This window comes from Dokdonella koreensis DS-123, assembly GCF_001632775.1.
GTDB classification, from domain to species: Bacteria; Pseudomonadota; Gammaproteobacteria; order Xanthomonadales; family Rhodanobacteraceae; genus Dokdonella; species Dokdonella koreensis.
In genome coordinates this window covers 1358658-1375191 of sequence record NZ_CP015249.1, presented here as the reverse complement: position 1 = coordinate 1375191, position 16534 = coordinate 1358658, and the positions used below count along the sequence as shown (strand labels likewise).

General features: G+C 72.2%; 15 protein-coding genes. 5 read left to right on the top strand and 10 right to left on the bottom strand.

Annotation, left to right across the window (positions count from 1 at the left end):
- Positions 1–187: 187 nt before the first annotated feature.
- The 3 genes from gorA to I596_RS05335 all read right to left on the bottom strand — a co-directional run bounded on the left by gorA (position 188) and on the right by I596_RS05335 (position 2667).
- Positions 188–1528, bottom strand: a complete 1341-nt coding sequence (gene gorA / locus I596_RS05345; protein ID WP_067645220.1) for a glutathione-disulfide reductase — start codon at positions 1526–1528, stop codon at positions 188–190.
- A gap of 95 nt (positions 1529–1623) precedes the next feature.
- Positions 1624–2157, bottom strand: coding sequence for an inorganic diphosphatase (gene ppa / locus I596_RS05340; protein WP_067645217.1), 534 nt, complete (start codon positions 2155–2157; stop codon positions 1624–1626).
- Between the two features lie 159 nt (positions 2158–2316).
- Positions 2317–2667 (bottom strand): Rieske (2Fe-2S) protein, encoded by a 351-nt coding sequence (locus tag I596_RS05335; protein WP_067645214.1) that lies wholly within the window; start codon positions 2665–2667, stop codon positions 2317–2319.
- A gap of 192 nt (positions 2668–2859) precedes the next feature.
- Between I596_RS05335 and I596_RS05330 the strand changes: the two genes are divergently transcribed.
- The 4 genes from I596_RS05330 (at position 2860) to I596_RS19185 (ending at position 6778) form a co-directional block, all read left to right on the top strand.
- Positions 2860–3135 (top strand): hypothetical protein, encoded by a 276-nt coding sequence (locus I596_RS05330; RefSeq protein WP_067645211.1) that lies wholly within the window; start codon positions 2860–2862, stop codon positions 3133–3135.
- Positions 3136–3423: 288 nt separating this feature from the next.
- Positions 3424–4824, top strand: coding sequence for a TIGR03013 family XrtA/PEP-CTERM system glycosyltransferase (locus I596_RS05325; protein ID WP_067645208.1), 1401 nt, complete (start codon positions 3424–3426; stop codon positions 4822–4824).
- An 83-nt stretch (positions 4825–4907) separates the two neighbouring features.
- Positions 4908–5276: a hypothetical protein gene (locus I596_RS05320; protein ID WP_067645205.1), complete on the top strand. Its 369-nt coding sequence runs from the start codon at positions 4908–4910 to the stop codon at positions 5274–5276.
- Entirely contained in the window at positions 5273–6778 is a 1506-nt protein-coding gene (locus I596_RS19185; protein WP_067645202.1) for a LamG-like jellyroll fold domain-containing protein, read from the top strand. Before I596_RS05320 ends, I596_RS19185 begins: the two co-directional genes overlap by 4 nt.
- 69 nt (positions 6779–6847) lie before the next feature.
- Here I596_RS19185 and I596_RS05310 read toward each other — a convergent pair whose 3' ends face one another.
- Complete coding sequence (locus I596_RS05310; protein WP_067645199.1) at positions 6848–7765, bottom strand: glycosyltransferase family 2 protein; 918 nt, start codon at positions 7763–7765, stop codon at positions 6848–6850.
- On the opposite strand from I596_RS05310, the gene I596_RS05305 reads away from it, so the two are divergent.
- On the top strand, positions 7764–8771 hold the full coding sequence (locus I596_RS05305; RefSeq protein ID WP_067645196.1) for a polysaccharide deacetylase family protein: 1008 nt from the start codon (positions 7764–7766) through the stop codon (positions 8769–8771). The two genes, I596_RS05310 and I596_RS05305, sit on opposite strands and share 2 nt — an antisense overlap.
- A gap of 667 nt (positions 8772–9438) precedes the next feature.
- Here the strand turns inward: I596_RS05305 and I596_RS05300 are convergent.
- The 6 genes from I596_RS05300 to I596_RS05275 form a co-directional block, all read right to left on the bottom strand.
- Positions 9439–10485, bottom strand: a complete 1047-nt coding sequence (locus I596_RS05300) for a hypothetical protein (protein ID WP_067645193.1) — start codon at positions 10483–10485, stop codon at positions 9439–9441.
- Positions 10482–11471, bottom strand: a complete 990-nt coding sequence (nadE, locus tag I596_RS05295; protein WP_067645191.1) for an NAD(+) synthase — start codon at positions 11469–11471, stop codon at positions 10482–10484. Before nadE ends, I596_RS05300 begins: the two co-directional genes overlap by 4 nt.
- Positions 11468–12988, bottom strand: a complete 1521-nt coding sequence (locus I596_RS05290; RefSeq protein ID WP_067645188.1) for a class I adenylate-forming enzyme family protein — start codon at positions 12986–12988, stop codon at positions 11468–11470. Before I596_RS05290 ends, nadE begins: the two co-directional genes overlap by 4 nt.
- Positions 12989–12998: 10 nt before the next feature.
- Entirely contained in the window at positions 12999–13247 is a 249-nt protein-coding gene (locus I596_RS05285) for an acyl carrier protein (RefSeq protein WP_067645185.1), read from the bottom strand.
- Between the two features lie 83 nt (positions 13248–13330).
- Positions 13331–15253: an asparagine synthase (glutamine-hydrolyzing) gene (asnB, locus tag I596_RS05280; protein ID WP_067645182.1), complete on the bottom strand. Its 1923-nt coding sequence runs from the start codon at positions 15251–15253 to the stop codon at positions 13331–13333.
- A 7-nt stretch (positions 15254–15260) separates the two neighbouring features.
- Positions 15261–16436, bottom strand: a complete 1176-nt coding sequence (locus tag I596_RS05275) for a glycosyltransferase (protein ID WP_067651486.1) — start codon at positions 16434–16436, stop codon at positions 15261–15263.
- Between the last annotated feature and the right edge of the window lie 98 nt (positions 16437–16534).

The following is a 16534-nucleotide window of genomic DNA, read 5'->3' as shown; positions in this document are numbered from 1 at the left end:
ACCAAAAGCCCTCTCGCCCGGCGTCCCCTGCGCTTCTCGGACGACGAGGCACGACGCCCCAACTCGCTTCGCTCAGACACGGGGCGCCTCTGCGGCCTCGCCGACCTCCGATGCCCGGCTTGCTTTAGGGCAAAAAAGCCAAGAGCCAAAGCCAAAGCGAACGACCGTGACGCGCCGACGCGCCACCTCACTCGATCAGCACGACTTCCTCGGCCGACGTCGGATGAATCGCCATCGTCGCGTCGAAGTCAGCCTTGCGCGCGCCCATCTTCACGGCCACGGCGAAGCCCTGCAACAGTTCATCGGCGCCGAGGCCCAGTACATGCAGGCCGGCAATGCGCTCCTCTTCGCCGACGCAGACCAGCTTGATGAAGCTGCGCGCCTGACCGTCGGCCAGCGCGGTCAGCATCGGCCGGAACGCCGTGCTGTAGACCTTCACTGCCGCGTCGCCGTAACGCTCACGCGCCTCGGCCTCGCCCAGGCCCACCGAGCCGAGCGGCGGATGCGAGAAGATCACCGTCGGCACGTCGGCCGCGTCGAGGCGCCGCTCGGGCTGACCGCCGAACAGGCGGTCGGCCAGCGCGCGGCCGGCGGCGATCGCGACCGGTGTCAGCGCCGGCGCCGCGGTGACGTCGCCGACGGCATGCACGCCGGCCGCGCTGGTGCGCTGCCAGGCGTCGACGACGATGTGTCCCTGCGCGTCGCAGGTGACGCCGGCGGCCTGCAGATCCAGCGCGCGCGTATCGGGCCGGCGCCCGACCGCCCAGATCAGCGTGTCGGCGGTCACCTCGCGGCCATCGGCCGCGCGCACGCGCAGGCCGTCGGCGGTTTCCTCGGCCGCGGCCGTGTCGAAGCCGGCTCGGACGCGCAGGCCGGCGGTGTCGTAGAGGCCGGTCAGGCGGCGCGCGATCTCCTCGTCGAAGTGGGCGAGCAGGCGGTCGCCGCGGACCAGCAGGTCGACCTCGGCGCCGAGCGCATGCAGCAGGCCGGCCAGTTCCACCGCGACGTAGCCGCTGCCGACGATGGCGGCGCGACGCGGGCAGGCGTCGAGCGCGAAGAAGCCGTCCGAGTCGATGCCCAGGTTCGCCGCGAAGCGCGGACGCAACGGCCGCGAGCCGGTGGCGACGACGATCTGCGGCGCCTCCAGCACGCGCCCGTCGGCGACGATGCGCTGCGCCGTCTCGAACCGGCCGGCCGCTGCGATCATCTCGATGCCCAGTTCGTCGATGCGCTGGCGATACCCGGCATGGATCGCCTCGATGTAGCGCTGGCGTCGCGCGATGAAGGCCGGCCAGTCGAGCCGGCCGAGGCTGCCGGCGAAGCCGAGCGTGGCGGCGAGCCGGCCGGCCTGGGCCAGCTCGGCGGCCAGCCACATCGCCTTCTTCGGCACGCAGCCGACGTTGACGCAGGTGCCGCCGATCAAGGACGGCTCCAGCAGGGCCACGCGGGCCCCATGGCGCGCCGCGCGGATCGCCGTGGCGATGCCGCCCGAACCGCCGCCGAGCACGATCAGATCATGGGTGGACATCGCTGCTGCCGGGTCGCCTGCGGAGGACCGTCAGGGTCGGGGATGTCCCGCCTGCGCGCAAGCGGCGGCGGACGTCGCGGACGCCGGCGGCGGCCTCAGGCCTCGCCGCGGGCGCGCTCGACGCCGGCGAGGATCTCCTGGCGCGCCTCCTCGGCACCGACCCAGCCGTCCACCTTGACCCACTTGCCCTTCTCTAGGTCCTTGTAGTGCTCGAAGAAGTGGCCGATGCGCTCGAGCCAGTGGCCCGAGACCTGGTCGATCGTATCGACGTGCGCGTAGCCGGCGAACACCTTGGAGACCGGCACCGCGACCAGTTTCTCGTCGCCACCGGCCTCGTCGGTCATCTTCAGCATGCCGACCGGCTTGCAGCGGATGACCGAACCGGGCACCAGCGGCAGCGGCAGGATCACCAGGACGTCGAGCGGGTCGCCGTCGCCGCCCAGCGTGTCGGGGATGTAGCCGTAGTTGCACGGGTAGCGCATCGGCGTGGACAGCACGCGGTCGACGAAGATCGCGCCGGTGGCCTTGTCCACTTCGTACTTGACCGGCTCGGAATCCTTGGGGATCTCGATGACCACGTTGATTTCGTTCGGTACGTCGCGACCGGCCGGGACCCGTTCGAGCGCCATGGGTGAATCTCCTCGTGCTGCTGTGTTCAGGGGGACTGCGCCGTCACCGACGGCGGCGCGCAAGGATACGGCAAACGCTGCTGCGTCGCAGCACGCGCGGTTGCTGGTACGGACGTCCAAACTGCGGCAGCGCGGCATGGCCGCGTTGATGACGCGGCCTCAGGCCGGATCGGTCGCGCCGACGGCGAGCAGCACGTCCTCGCCGTCCACCACCACCGGCGCGGGCACCAGCCCGCCGCCACCGGGGCCGGCCCGGCACAGGCCGCTCTCGACCGCGAAGCTCGCGCCGTGGGCGGCGCAGACGATCAGGCCGTCCTTGACCAGGAAGCGCCCGGGCGACCAGTCGAGGTTGCGCCCGGCATGCGGGCATTCGTTGTAGTAGGCGAACACCTCGCGGCCGCGCCGCAGCACGATCAGGTCGAAGAACGGTGCATCCGGACGCGTGGCCGCGCCGATCGCGCCGCCGTCGGGAATCTGGTCGATCGTGCACAGGTGGCGGCTTGCGGTCATCGGCTCGGACGGGCTTGAAGGAGGAATGGCCGCGGGCGCGGCCGGCACGCATGCCGGCCCGGAGCGAGCGCGGCGCGGCAGCGGAACGGGGGGCGGGACTCCCGGCACTTGCGCCGGCGGCCGTACGTCCCAAAATCGGGCAAACGGCCTGTTGCGGCAGGCGCGCCCATTCTGTCACAGGCTTCCCGTCCGATGATCTACTGGAAACTCCCGCGCCTGCAAAACCCGGTACTGCGCATCCTGGCCATGGCCGCAGGGCTCGTCGTCATGGCGGCGCTGCTGACGCTGGGCCTGGCAGTGATCGCGGTGCTGGCGCTGGGGGCCGCCCTGATGCTGGCGATCAACGCGTTCCGGCCGCGCCGGCCCGCCGGTCCCGCGCCCCAGGCCGCCGCCGACCGCCGGCCTGCCACGTCGGGGGTGATCGAGGGCGAGTTCCGGGTGCTGCGCGATACCGCCCCCAAGGCCTGACGCGGCGCCGGTCGCGATTGTGTCCGCCGCTGTCATGTTCTGACAATGAGAGCGCCGTCACAGTCGGAGCCCCCAGGGAGGTGATACCCCGCCGCAGCCCGATGGGGCGCGGATCGGGCCGGGAAGGTATCATCCCGCCGATGATGGCACGAGATTCGCTTGGCTCCGGGCCCGGCCCCCTACCGGCGCTCGCAGATGCAGACCGACAACCCGAGACTCCCCCACCCCTCTCCGGTGCTCCCACCGGGGCTGGCTGCGCTGTCCGCAGACACCGGCAAAGGAACCTGGATGCTGCGCTTCCTGCGTGACCAGGCCAACCGCTGGCTGATCCTGCTCGCAAGCTGCGAATGGCTGCTGCTGGCCGCCTCGCTGTGGCTGGCCGTGCGCATCCGCTACTGGTACGACCACGAGTGGCTCAGCGAGTACTCGGCCGGTTTCGTGCTGCGCTCGCTGGTGTTCGGCGCGATCATCATCGTCGCGATGGCAGCGTTGGGCCTGTACCAGCCGCGCATGCGCGAGCGCCTGTTCGGCGTGCTGGCGCGGCAGGCGATCGGCTTCCTGCTGGGCGGCATCGGCCTGGCGCTGCTGTACTACGTCGTGCCGCACCTGTACATCGGCCGCGGCGTGGCCGGCATCGGCATGCTGATCGGCTTCGTCGCGGTGGCCAGCTTCCGCACGCTGTTCATGCGGCTGATCGACGTGGAGGCGCTCAAGCGCCGCGTGCTGGTGCTCGGCAGCGGCCGGCGCGCATCGATGATTTCCTCGCGGATGCGCCGGCGCGTGGACCGTCGCGGCTTCTCGGTGGTCGGCTTCCTGCCGATGGACGGCGAGACGCCGAGCGTTCCCGCCGATTCGCTGCTGCGGCTGGGCACGCCGCTGTCCACGTTCGTGCAGCAGCGGCAGATCGCCGAGATCGTCGTCGGCTCGGACGACCGCCGCGGCTCGCTGCCGATGGCCGAGCTGCTCGAATGCAAGCAGAACGGCGTTACCATCACCGACCTGCCGACGTTCTTCGAGCGCGAGCTGGGCAAGGTCCAGCTCGACCTGATCGACCCGTCCTGGCTGGTGTTCTCCGACGGCTTCAACGCCTCGCCGCTGCGCCGCTTCAGCAAGCGCGCGTTCGACATCGTGGCGGCGCTGCTGGTGCTGGTGCCGATGTCGCCGTTCATGCTGCTGACCGCGCTGGCGATCCGGTTCGAGTCGGGCTGGCGCGCGCCGGTGCTGTACCGGCAGGAGCGCGTCGGCGAGCGCGGCCAGGTGTTCTCGCTGGCCAAGTTCCGCAGCATGCGCCCGGATGCCGAGAAGGACGGCGTCGCGCGCTGGGCCGCCAAGAACGACGACCGCGTGACGCGCGTGGGCCGCTTCATCCGCAAGACCCGCCTGGACGAGCTGCCGCAGCTGTGGAACATCCTGCGCGGCGACATGAGCCTGATCGGCCCGCGGCCGGAGCGGCCGACCTTCGTCGAGGACCTGTCCAAGAAGATCCGCTACTACCAGCTTCGCCACTGCGTCAAGCCGGGGCTGGCCGGCTGGGCGCAGCTGAACTTCCCCTACGGCGCCACCGAGGAGGACGCCGCGGAGAAGCTCAAGTACGACCTGTTCTACGTCAAGAACCACAACCTCGTGCTCGACGCGGCGATCCTGCTGCAGACACTGGAAGTGGTCCTCTTCGGCCGCGGGGCACGCTGAAGGACACGCCGCCCGTATCGGGGGCGAAAGCGGCATCCGGCCATGGCGGCCGGCTCGATCGATTCCATCGCAAGGGGCTATTCATGAAAACGCATCCGAACGCTGGGCGTCCGCGCGAGTCTTCGCGGCCGGCCGTCCGCGGCCGGCCGGGCCGGCGCCGCACGCTGCGCTGGGCCGGCGCCACCGGCCTGGCACTGGCCACCGCGCTCGCGTTCGCCGCCGAAGCCGGCGGCGACGCACCGGCCGGCGCCACCTTCCGGGTCACCGCGCACAGCATCGCCGGCGGCGCCGGGCAGGCCCGCAATGCCTGCTTCGACCTCACCGGCACGATCGGCCAGCCGGTCGCCGGCGTCTCCAGCGGCGGTGACTTCACGCTGACGACCGGTTTCCTGACCGGCGTCCGCCCCGACGATTCCATCCTACGTACGAGTTTCGAGGACTGCGCCCCATGAAGACCCTTTGGCATTTCCTGGCCTGCCTGCTGCTCATCGTCGGCGGCGGCGCCTCGGCGCAGGTCGCCCAGCTCCCGGACTTCACCTACCAGGGTCTCCTCACGCGCGAAGGCCAGCCGGCCAACGGCGACTACGACCTGGCCTTCGCGCTCTACGACGCGCCGACCGGCGGCCTGCAGGTCGGCAGCACGCAGACCGAGACGCAGTTCCCGGTCGCCGACGGCGTGTTCACGGTGAGCCTGTCGTTCCCGGGCGCCTTCACCGGCAACCAGCTCTGGCTGGAAGTGCGCGTCAACGGCCAGCCGCTCAGCCCGCGCCAGGCGGTCGCGACGACGCCGGTTGCACAGTACGCGCTGAACGGCAATGCCGGCCCCATCGGTCCGCAGGGTCCGATCGGCCCGCAGGGTCCGCAAGGCCCGATCGGCGCCACCGGCTCCCAGGGACCGCAGGGGCCGGCCGGCGAGCAAGGTCCGGCAGGCACCGCGGGGGCCACCGGCGCGACCGGTGCGCAAGGCCCGGCAGGCGCCCAGGGTCCGGCTGGACCGCAGGGGCCGGCTGGACCTGCGGGCGAGGCGGGTGCCGCGGGCGCGACCGGTGCCGAGGGCCCGCAAGGCCCGGCCGGTGCGCAAGGCCCGGCCGGTGCCGCGGGTGCCACCGGGCCGGAAGGCCCGATCGGCCCCGTCGGACCGCAGGGCGCCGTCGGACCGCAAGGTCCGGCGGGCGGATCGTTCGCCGACGCGCCCGCCGATGGCGCGCTCTACGCGCGCCGCAACAACACCTGGGTCGCGATCAACGCCAACGGCGTCGCCAGCCTGCACGACGAGATCATGGCCGACGCGCCGACGCTCTACTACCCGCTCGACGAGGCCGCCGGCGCCACCGCGTTCGCCGACCTCGGGCCGGGCCATTTCGACGCGACGATCTCCGGCGCGGCGATCACGCTGTCGCCGGGCTTCAGCCGGCTGATGCCGACCAGCGATGCGAACCACGTCCGCCTCGGCGAAGGCAACGGCAAGGCGATCGCGGCCGGCAACCCGACCGGCACGCCGACGCCGAGCGGCTCGCTGACGGTCGAAGCGGTGTACAGCTCGCACACGATGGGCTCGGGCCACCAGCCGATCCTCTACATCGGCGACACCGGCGTCGATCCGTTCCTGAGCTTCGGCGTGGTCGGCCTGCAGCCGCGCATCCAGGTCGGTACCGGCACGCGCGTGGACCTCTCGGGTCTCAACGCCGGCCGCACCTACCACCTGGCCGCCGTGCTCGACGCCACCGTCAACCAGGTGCGCATCTACATCAACGGCCACCTGCTGCAGGTGCAGTCGCTCTTCGGCTATGTCGGCACGCTGACGGCACCCAGCATCTACGTGGCATCCGAGCCGGGCGCGGACCGGCCCTACGTCTACTCGACGCTCGGCCACGTCGCGCTGTTCTACGGACAGGCCCTGTCGGTGGACCGCATCGCTGCGCACGCCAAGGCCGCCGGCCTGTACGGCTACTGAGAACCGAGGGACCGCCGGCCCGTCCAACGGGCCGGCGGTGACGATCTGGGTGATGCCGGCGGCGGCGCTTCAGCGCCCGCGGCCGAGCAGACGCGCCACCTGCCGGCGCGCCGCGAGCGGCAACAGGGCCAGCGCCTGCCGGCGCAACGCGCGGTCGCCGGTCGCGTGCCAGGCGCTTCGCGCATACGTCCACGCGGCTCCCCAGCGCCCCGCATAGAGCATGCCGCGCGCACTGCGCACGTAGGCGGCCGCGAGCGCGCGCCCGCGGTCCTCGGCCGGGACGCCGTCCGCACCGGCCGCCGCGCGCTCGATCACGCGGACATAGTCCTCGTAGGTCTGCGCCAGCGCCGACAGCCCGTCGTGGCCGCGCATCGCCGTTGCCAGCACGGCGTCGACGACGCCGATCTTCCAGTCCCGCGCGACGCGCAGGTGGAAGTCCAGGTCCTCGGCCGTACGCAGCGATTCGTCGAAGCCGCCGGTGGTCTGGAACACCTCGCGACGGAACAGCGCCGACACCGGCGCCAGCGCCGGCTCCAGCAGCGCCCACTTGAGCACCCAGCCGTCTTCCGGCGTCAGCCGGCGGCGTTCGAGCCGGTCCACCGGCCGGCGCTCGGCGTCGGTCCGTGATACGTCGCACAGCACCATGCCGAAGTCCGGGTGCGCCTCGAGCCAGTCGACCTGGCGCGCCGTCTTCTCGGGCAGCCACTCGTCGTCGCTGTCGAGCAAGGCCAGGTAGCGGCCGCGCGCCAGCGCCATGCCGCGGTTGCGCGCCGCCGAGACACCGGCGTTGGCCTGCCGCAGGTAGACGATGCGGTCGCCGAACGCGGCGCGCAGCGCGGCCTCGGTGCCGTCGGTCGAGCCGTCGTCGACGACGATGATTTCATCGACCGGGAAGGTCTGCGCGAGCACCGTGCCCACGGCATGCACGACGAGTTCGCGGCGGTTGTATGTCGGTATGATGGCCGAAACCACGGGGCTCGTTTCCATGCTGTCCGATCTCGCCAAGAAGTGGCTCTATGGTAGCGGCCTGCTCGGCCTCTACCATCGCCTGCGCAACCGGCGCACGCTGACGGTGATCATGTTCCACCGCGTGCTCGACGCGGCCGACCCGCGCTGGCGATCGTGCGACCCGGACTACACGCTGGAGGCAGGCCTGCTGGAGGCCTGCCTGGCGTTCTTCCGGCGTCACTACCGGATCGTCTCGGTCGAGGACGTGCTGGCCGCGCGACGGTCGGGCACGCCGCTGCCGCCGCGCGCGCTGCTGGTCACGTTCGACGACGGCTGGTCCGACAACGCCGACTTCGCGCTGCCGCGGCTCGCCCGTGCCGGCGTCCCCGGCCTGCTGTTCGTGGTCGCCGACGTGGTCGGCCGCCGGCTGGCGTTCTACCAGGAGCGCATCGTCGGCGGCTGGCGGCTCGGCCGGCTGCGCGTAGCGGACCTGGCCGCCGCCGCCGGCATCACGGCGGACGGCGAGGACATCGCCAGCCTGCGCCGCGTGATCGCCGCGATCGAGCGCCTCGACGAGACCGAGCGCACGCAGGCGCTGGCGCCGTTCGCCGACGCGCTCGACGACGGCCTGCGCCACATGGTCACCCCCGAGGAGTTGCAGGCGCTCGAGCACGGCGGCATCGCGATCGGCACCCACGGCAAGACGCATACGCCGATGCCGCACGCCGCCGACCTCGACGCCGAACTCGGCGGCGCGCGCACCGCGGTCGCCGCCTACCTCGCCGATGGGCGGCCGCCGGCGACGATGTCGTTCCCGCACGGCCGCTACGACGCGGCGATCGCCGAACGCGCGCGCGCCGCCGGCTTCGAGCTGGTGTTCACCAGCGACCCGACGATCAACCCGGCCGGCGACCGGCCGGGCTGGCTGCTGGGCCGGCTCGGCTTCGAGCAGTCCGGCATCGTCGACCGCGCCGGCCGGTTCCGGCCCGACAAACTCGCACTGCACCTGTTCCGGCGGCCGATTCGCGCGCTCGCGGCAGGCTGATGCGCCGTTGGTAGTTTTTCGCCGTTGCCGTTGCTTTCTGCTTTTGATGTTTCGCCCTAAAGCAAGCCGAGCATCGCAGGGCGACGAGGTCGCAGAGGCGCCCCGTGTTTGAGCGAAACGAGTTGGGGCGCCGTGCCTCGTCGTCCGAGAAGCGCAGGGGACGCCGGACGAGAGGGCTTTTGGTTCCTTTTGGCCCGTCAAAAAATGTCCGGGAGACATTTTTGACATCGCGTCAGCGATGGCCCGCACGGGTGGCGGCCAGGGATGGACCGCCACAAAAGGGACTCGGCCGCGCAGCGGACGAAAGCTCTTGATGTTGCTGTTGCTCTTTTCTGCGCCAGCCATCCTCACCAGATAACCACGGCAGAAGATCAGAGCAACAGCTTCCGCACGCTGCGCGCGCGGGTCACTTTTGTCTTGGCAAAAGTAACCAAAACCGTGGTCGCCGGCGCGAGCCGGCACGGCTGCGCCGTGCCGGTCCCCTGCGCTTCTCGGTCGGCCAGGCACGCTGCCCCAACTCGCTTCGCTCAGACACGGGGCAGCTCTCCGGCCTGGCCGACCTGCGATGCTCGGCTCGCTTTAGGCGCCAACAGCCAAAGCCAAAGCCAAAGCCAAAGCCGGAGCCGGAGCCGGAGCACCTGGAGACCGGCAAAACCCTCCCCGACCGCTACTCGTCCTCGTCCGCCGAGGTCAGATGAATCGCGACCGCAGCGGCCGCGCTGCCGTCGGACCAGCGACCGAACACCGGCCGCCGGCCGCGGTCGACGAAACCGGCTGCGGTCCAACCGGCAGCACGTGCGTCGGCGCCGGCGAACTCGACCGACACGGCGGCGTGGCCGGCCTTGCGCGCCGCGCGCAACAGCGCGGCGACGCGTGCATGGCCGATGCCGGTTGCCGCGTCGTCCGACCAGAAGTCACGTACGTGCAGCACGGCGTCCTCGACCTGGCAGGCAAACCAGGCGCGCAGCGCGCCGTCCGCTCCGGTCAGCAGCAGGTAGCGCGTCCGGGCCAGCGGCGAGGCGTCGAAGCGCCAGCGCGCGAACGCGGCGTCGCGCACGCCGACCACGCCCTCGCCCTTGGGCGAGGCTGCCCACAAGGTGTCGAAGCGCGCATCGGCGGCCTCGCTCCAGGCTGCCGCAAGCCGCTCACGTGGCACGCGCACCGTATCGACCAGCGCCCGCGCGCGATCGAGCACGAAGCCGGCGACGGCCGCCAGCGGCCGCGGCAGGCGCCGTGCGAGGTAGCCGGCGTGACGCAGCACGCGCGCGCGCCGCACGATGTCGCCGAGGCGATCGTAGCCGACACGCTTGAACACCGCGGCGGCCTTGGGATTGGGGAAGCCGTAGAGCAGGCCGAAGCGCTCGCCGCCGGCCTGCGCCAGCCCGCCCTGCAGCATCAGTGCCGGGCCCAGCGAGCGATGCTCGGGCAGCACGGCCAGGTCCACCAGCACACCCGCGGCGATCGGCTGCCCATCGCGCAGCATGCGGCGCGGCCCGGCTGCCGCCGCGCCGACGGCCGCGCCGACGGCCGTGCCGTCGGGTCCGTGGCGCAGCAGCTGCAGCAGCGGCGCGCCGTACGGGCACTGCGCATAGAACCAGTCGTACTTGGCCTGCATGCGCGCGTCCTGGCCGAGGTTTCCACGCCAGATGCCGAGCACGGTGGCGCGGTCGCGCGCCACGTCGCCCGGCGCGACGGCGTAGGCCGGCGCGTTCACGCGTGCAGGTCCAGCTCCGCGACCTCGCCGACCAGCACCGGTGGACGGTGCAGGTACTGGGTCGTGCGCCGCTTGTTGCGGATGTCGGCGTAGACCGCTTCGGCCTGCTCGACGCCGATGCCCAGCGCAGCAGCCAGTTCGGCGGCCGGCCGGTCGTGGTTGAGTGCCCACAGCGCCAGGTCCATCGAGCGGTACGGCAGCGCGAAATAGAACTCGTCCTGGCCCTGCGCGAGGCTGTAGGTGTCGGTGGTCGGCACCGCCGCGCAGACCCGCTCGGGCAGGCCCAGGTGGCGCGCCATCGCGTAGACCTGGGTCTTGTACAGGTGCGCGATCGGCTTGACGTCGGCGGAGCCGTCGCCGTTCTTGACGAAGAAGCCCTGGTCGTACTCCAGCCGGTTGGGCGTGCCGACCACGCCGTAGTTGAGGCGGTCGGCGTGGTAGTACTCCAGCGTCTTGCGGATACGCTGCTTGAAGTTGGTCGCGGCGACGATCTGCAGGTACTCAGACAGGCCCAGCACGCGCTCGTGCGGCGTGCCATCCGGCGCTTCGGCGATCAGCTTGAAGACGTTGATGCGCCCCTCGATACCGCCGTCGATGACGATCTTGAAACGCCAGCCCTCGCCGTACTCGGGCAGCGCGCGGCGCACCGCGGCGTCGCGCGCGGCGTAGCAACCGATCGCCGCCAGCGCCGGCGCGATGTCCACCGTCTCCACGCGCACGCCCAGGTGCTCGGCCAGGATGCCGGCGCGGACGGCGCTGTCGTCGGAGGAATCGCGCTCGGGCAGGATCAGCGCGAACACGCGCTCGGGACCGAGCGCGCGCACCGCCAGCGCGATGCTGCACGACGAGTCGATGCCGCCGGAGATCGCCACCACCAGGCCGCGCTTGTGCAGCACGCGGGCGGTCACCTCGCGCAGGCGTGCCGCGATGCGGTCGGCCTCCTGTGCGTAGTCCAGGTCCAGTACGTCGAAAGTCAGAGCGCTCACGAGGCCTCCTGCGCGGCGGATTCGGTCAACAGGGCGCGCCGGATCTTACCGGACGCGGTTTTGGGCAGGGCCGCAACGAACTGGACCTGCTTGGGGATCTTGTACGCGGCCAGCCGTGCGCGGCAGTGCGCCTTGATGCGATCGGCGTCCGGCGTCGCGCCGGCGGCCGGCACGATGACCGCCTTGATCGCCTGGCCGAGCGTTTCGTCGTCGATGCCGACCACGGCGACCTCGGCGACCTCGGCCAGCTCGCTGATGGCTTCCTCGACGTCGAGCGGGTGCACGCGGTGCGCGCCGGTCTTGATCATGTCGCTGCGCCGGCCGGCGAGGAACAGGAAGCCCTCCGCGTCGAGCCGGCCGAGGTCGCCGGTGCGCAGCCAGCCTTCGTGCAGCACCGCGGCGCTGGCCGCCGGGTCGTTCCAGTAGCCGGCCATGACGCCCGGCCCCTGTGCCCAGACCTCGCCGTCGGTGCCGGGCGGCAGCGCCTCGCCGGCCTCGCCGTGCACCGCGATGCGCATGCCGGGAATCGCGATGCCGGCCGAGCCGGGCTTGTCGTCCAGGCGCTCGGGCGGCAGGTAGGTCAGGCGCGCGGTGGCCTCGGTCTGGCCGTACATCACGTAGAGCGCCGCCTGCGGCAGCGCCGCGCGCAGCCGCCCGGCCAGTGCCGGCGCCATCGCACCGCCGGCCTGGGTCAGGTAGCGCAGGCAGGACAGGTCGTAGTCGGCCAGCGCCACGCGGTCGAGCAGCAGCGCATAGGTCGAGGGTACGCCGGAGAAGCCGCTGGCCCGCTCGCGCGCCAGCGCCTCGACGATCAGGTGCGGGAACACCAGGTTCGGCTCGATCACCAGCCGCGCGCCGGCCGCCAGGTGCGTGTGCAGCACCGAGGCGCCGTAGGAGTAGTAGAACGGCAGGATCGAGACGATCGAGTCGCCCGGCCCCAGCGCCAGGTACTGGACGATCGCCGCGACGTTCGCGGCGAAGTTGGCCTGCGTCAGCATCACGCCCTTGGGCGCGCCGGTGGTGCCGGAGGTGTAGAGGATCGCGGCCAGCGCGGCCGGATCGGTGGGCTCGACGCCGAGCGGCGCGGCCGCCTGCGTCGCCGCCCAGTCCGCCGCGCCGGCACCGGTGCCGTCGAGCACGATCCGCAGCGGAGCCGCGTCCAGCGCGCCGACCGCCTCGGCCGCATCACGGCTGGCGGCCTCGTGGACGACGATGCGCGCGCCGGCGTGGCGCAGCCACGGCGCGAAGTCGCGCGCACGCGCCTGCGCATTGAGCGGCACCACCACGGCGCCGGCGATCCACGTGCCGTACCAGGCGATCGCCGCCTCGATGCGGTTGGGCAGGATCAACGCGACGCGATCGCCGGGAACGCAGCCGTTGGCGCGGAGGAAACCGGCGAAGCGCCGCGCCGCCTCGACGAAGCCGGCGTAGTCGATGCGCTGCGCGCCCTGGACCAGGGCGACACGTCGCGGCTCGGACAAGGCGATCGCCGCGACCCGATCGGCCAGAGCGATCATCGGCGTCGGCTCAGGCGGCGAGCCTGCGCGCGAGGAACGCGCTGATCGTATCGATCGAGTCGAAATTGGCCGGCACCATCTCCTCCGGGACGATGCGCAAGCCGTGCGTCTCCTCGATGAAGCCGATCAGTTCGAGGATGCCGGTCGAATCGACGATGCCGTTGCCGATCAGCGAATCGGCATCGGCCAGCGCCGTTTCGTCGTCCGTGAACAGGAAGTTCTTCAGCACAAACTGCCTGACCTGCTGCCGGTGATCCATGCCTTCCCCACGCGTCGTTGAACGATCGGGCGCGATTATGCCTGATACGCACGGGGGGCGACCCGCCGGCCGGGGAGGCCCGGCTAGCGTTGGTCGAGCAGCAGTGTGGAAAGGATGCCGACGAAGGCCTGGTTGTCGGCGAAGCCGCTGGCGCGCCCGGCCCGGGCCTTGGCGTAGAGCCGGCCGACCGCGTCCACGTCGAACAGGCCGCAGCGGCGCAGGTTCCGCGGGTCGAACAGCGCGGCGACGTAGTCCAGCGGCTCGCCGTCGACGAAGAAGCTGGCGCTGTCCGGCGCGCGGTAGGGCTGCTTGGTGCGGGTGGCGATGTCGGCCGGCAGCAGGTCGGCCAGCGCCTTGCGCAGGATCGCCTTCTCGGTCAGGCCCTGGATCTTGTACGAGGGCGGCAGCCGGTTGGCGAACTCGATCAGCGTGTGGTCCAGGTACGGGAAGCGCGCCTCGATCGAACCGGCCATCGCGACGCGATCGCCCTGCGAGGACAGGAGGTAACCGGCCAGCAGCGTCTTGGCCTCCACGTACTGGTCGCGCGCCAGCGGCGACCAGCGCGCGATGCCCTCCGGCAGGCGCGACTCGACGAAGGCCAGCGGGTCGCGCTCGCCGGCCGCGACGCGCAGCTCCGGCGCCAGGAACATCAGCGCGCGCCGCGAGGTGGTCCAGCGCGGCAGGTGGGCGAACACCGGCCGGTCGATGTGCTCGCGCCCCTGGCCGAAGAACGAGGCGGCGAAGGCCGGGTTGCCGACCGGCGAATGCTCCAGGTAGCCGTACAGGCGGCCGAGCAGCTTGGGCCGCAGCTGCGAGTCCGGCTGGCGCGCCCAGAAGCGCCGCACCTTGGCTTCCTTGAACAGGTCGTAGCCGCCGAACACCTCGTCGGCGCCCTCGCCGGTCAGCACGACGCGGTAGCCGGCCTCGCGCACCGCACCGGCCAGCAGCATCAGCGGCACGGCGGCGGTGCGCAGCACCGGGGTCTCGGCGTGCCGGATCAGCCGCGGGAACGCTTCGCCGATCCGGCGACGGTCGATCCTGAGCGTCGTGTGATCGGTCCCCAGGTGGCGCACCATCGCCAGCTGGTGGGCGCTCTCGTCGAACTCCGGCTCGTCGAACGCGACCGAGAACGTGCGCACCGGCGTCGCCGTGAAGCCGCGGATCAGCGCGACGATGCCGGAGGAATCGAGGCCGCCGCTGAGATAGGCGCCGACCGGCACGTCGGCGCGCAGCTGCAGGCGCACCGCGTCGACCAGGCGCTCGCGCAGCTCGGCCGCGGCCTGCTCGATGCCGGCGAACCGCGCCGGCCGCGTTTCGGCGGCATCGGGGAAGGTCCAGTCCCAGTAGCGCGTCAGCGCCTGGCGCCCGTCGGCCTCCACCGCCAGCACGTGGCCCGGCGGCAGGCTGGCGACGTCGGTGTAGACGGTGTCCGGGTCGATCGGCGCCCAGTAGCTGAAAGCCTGCACCAGGCCGGCCGGGTCCAGCCGCCGGCGCTCGGGCACGGCCGCGAACAGCGCCTTGACCTCGGAGGCGAACCACAGCGCACCGCGCGCCTGGGTGTAGAACAGCGGCCGGATGCCGGCCCGGTCGCGCGCCAGCACCAGCCGGCGGCGGGCCTGGTCCCACAGCGCGATCGCGAACTGGCCGTTGAGATGCTCGACGAAGGCGTCGCCGTAGCGGTCGTACAGGTGCACGATCACTTCGGTGTCCGATTGCGTGTAGAAGCGGTGGCCGCGCGCCTCCAGGTCCGCACGCAGCTCCAGGTAGTTGAAGATCTCGCCGTTGAACACGGTCCACACCGTGCCGGTCGGGTTGCGGATCGGCTGGTCGCCGGTGGCCAGGTCGATGATCGACAGCCGCGCATGCGCCAGCCCCGCCCCGTCGGCGACATGGAAGCCGTAGCCGTCCGGGCCGCGATGGTGCAGCGTGTGGATCATCGCCTCCAGCACCGGCCGGGCCGCCTCGGTGCGCACGCCGGAACCCACGAATCCTGCTATTCCGCACACGGGCGCGTCACTCCGTTCCAGGACGTTGCGGGGTGCCGCGCGCGGCCAGCGCCTCGCGACAGGCGGTCAGCGTATCGGCGGCGACCTCGGCCCAGCTGCGCGAGAAGCGCCGCGACAACGCCACCTCGTCCCAGTCGCGCGCGAGCACCGCCGCCAGTGCCCCGGCCAGGGCCTGGGCGTCGCGTGGCGGCACCAGCACCGCGCAGCTGGCGTCGACCACCTCGGGCACGCCGCCGACCGGCGTGGACACCACCGGCCGGCCGCAGGCCAGCGCCTCGACCAGCACGTTCGGATGACCCTCGGAGTAGCTCGGCAGCGTGACCAGGTCCGCGGCCGCCATCCACTCGGCGACCTGCGGCGCCGGCTGCGCACCGGCCAGGCGCAGCCCGTTCGCCGGGTCGGCGGCGGCGGCCGCCAGCTCGGCCTGCAGCGGGCCCTCGCCGACCAGGACGCATTCGGCGCGCGGTCGCACGCGGCGCAGCGTGCGCAGCGCCTCGACCAGCTCGCGCAGGCCCTTCTCGGCGACCAGCCGGCCGACGTAGAGCACCAGCTCGGCGTCGGCGGCGACGCCCAGGGCCGCGCGCGCCGCAGCGCGGTCTCGGCGGTGGAAGATCGTCGCATCGCAGCCGTTGGCGATTACGCGCACGCGCGCCGGATCGGCGCCGTAGTCCTCGACGGCGAGGCGGCCGAGGTCGGCGCTGACCACCAGCAGGCGGTCGGCGCCGCGCACGACCGGCACCGTCAGGCGCCGGCTGATCGCGTCGCGCACGCGGATGTCCGAGCCGCGCGCGCCGGCCACGAACGGTACGTCCAGGCGGCGGGCGACGCGTTGCGCACCGAACGCGTCGGGATAGAGCCAGTAGGCCAGGATCACGTCGGGCGCGAATGCGCGCGCTTCGGCGGCGATCGCGCGCGCGCAGAGCCAGCCGTTGAACGGACGCGTCAGCGCCGGCAGTGCCGGATAGGTGGGCCAGACGGCGTCCAGATCGGTGACGGCGGCGTGCGGGTCGGGCGCGCGGAACAGGTAGCTCGAGGGTTGTGCCCAGCGCGGATAGCGCGCGACCGGGCTCAGCACGCGCACCGTCGCCTGCCGCGCCAGTTCGCGCAGGGTCTGGTGGATCGGGCGTCCACGCGTCGGCTCGCCGGCCAGCGGAAACTGCGAAGTCACGACGAGGAGGCGCATGCGGTCGGCGGTCGGCGGCGGCAAGGGCGGAACGGGGGATTGTAGCGAGTGTGCCGCCTCGCCGGGCCGGCCGGGGCATCCCGCTCCGCGGCGTGTGA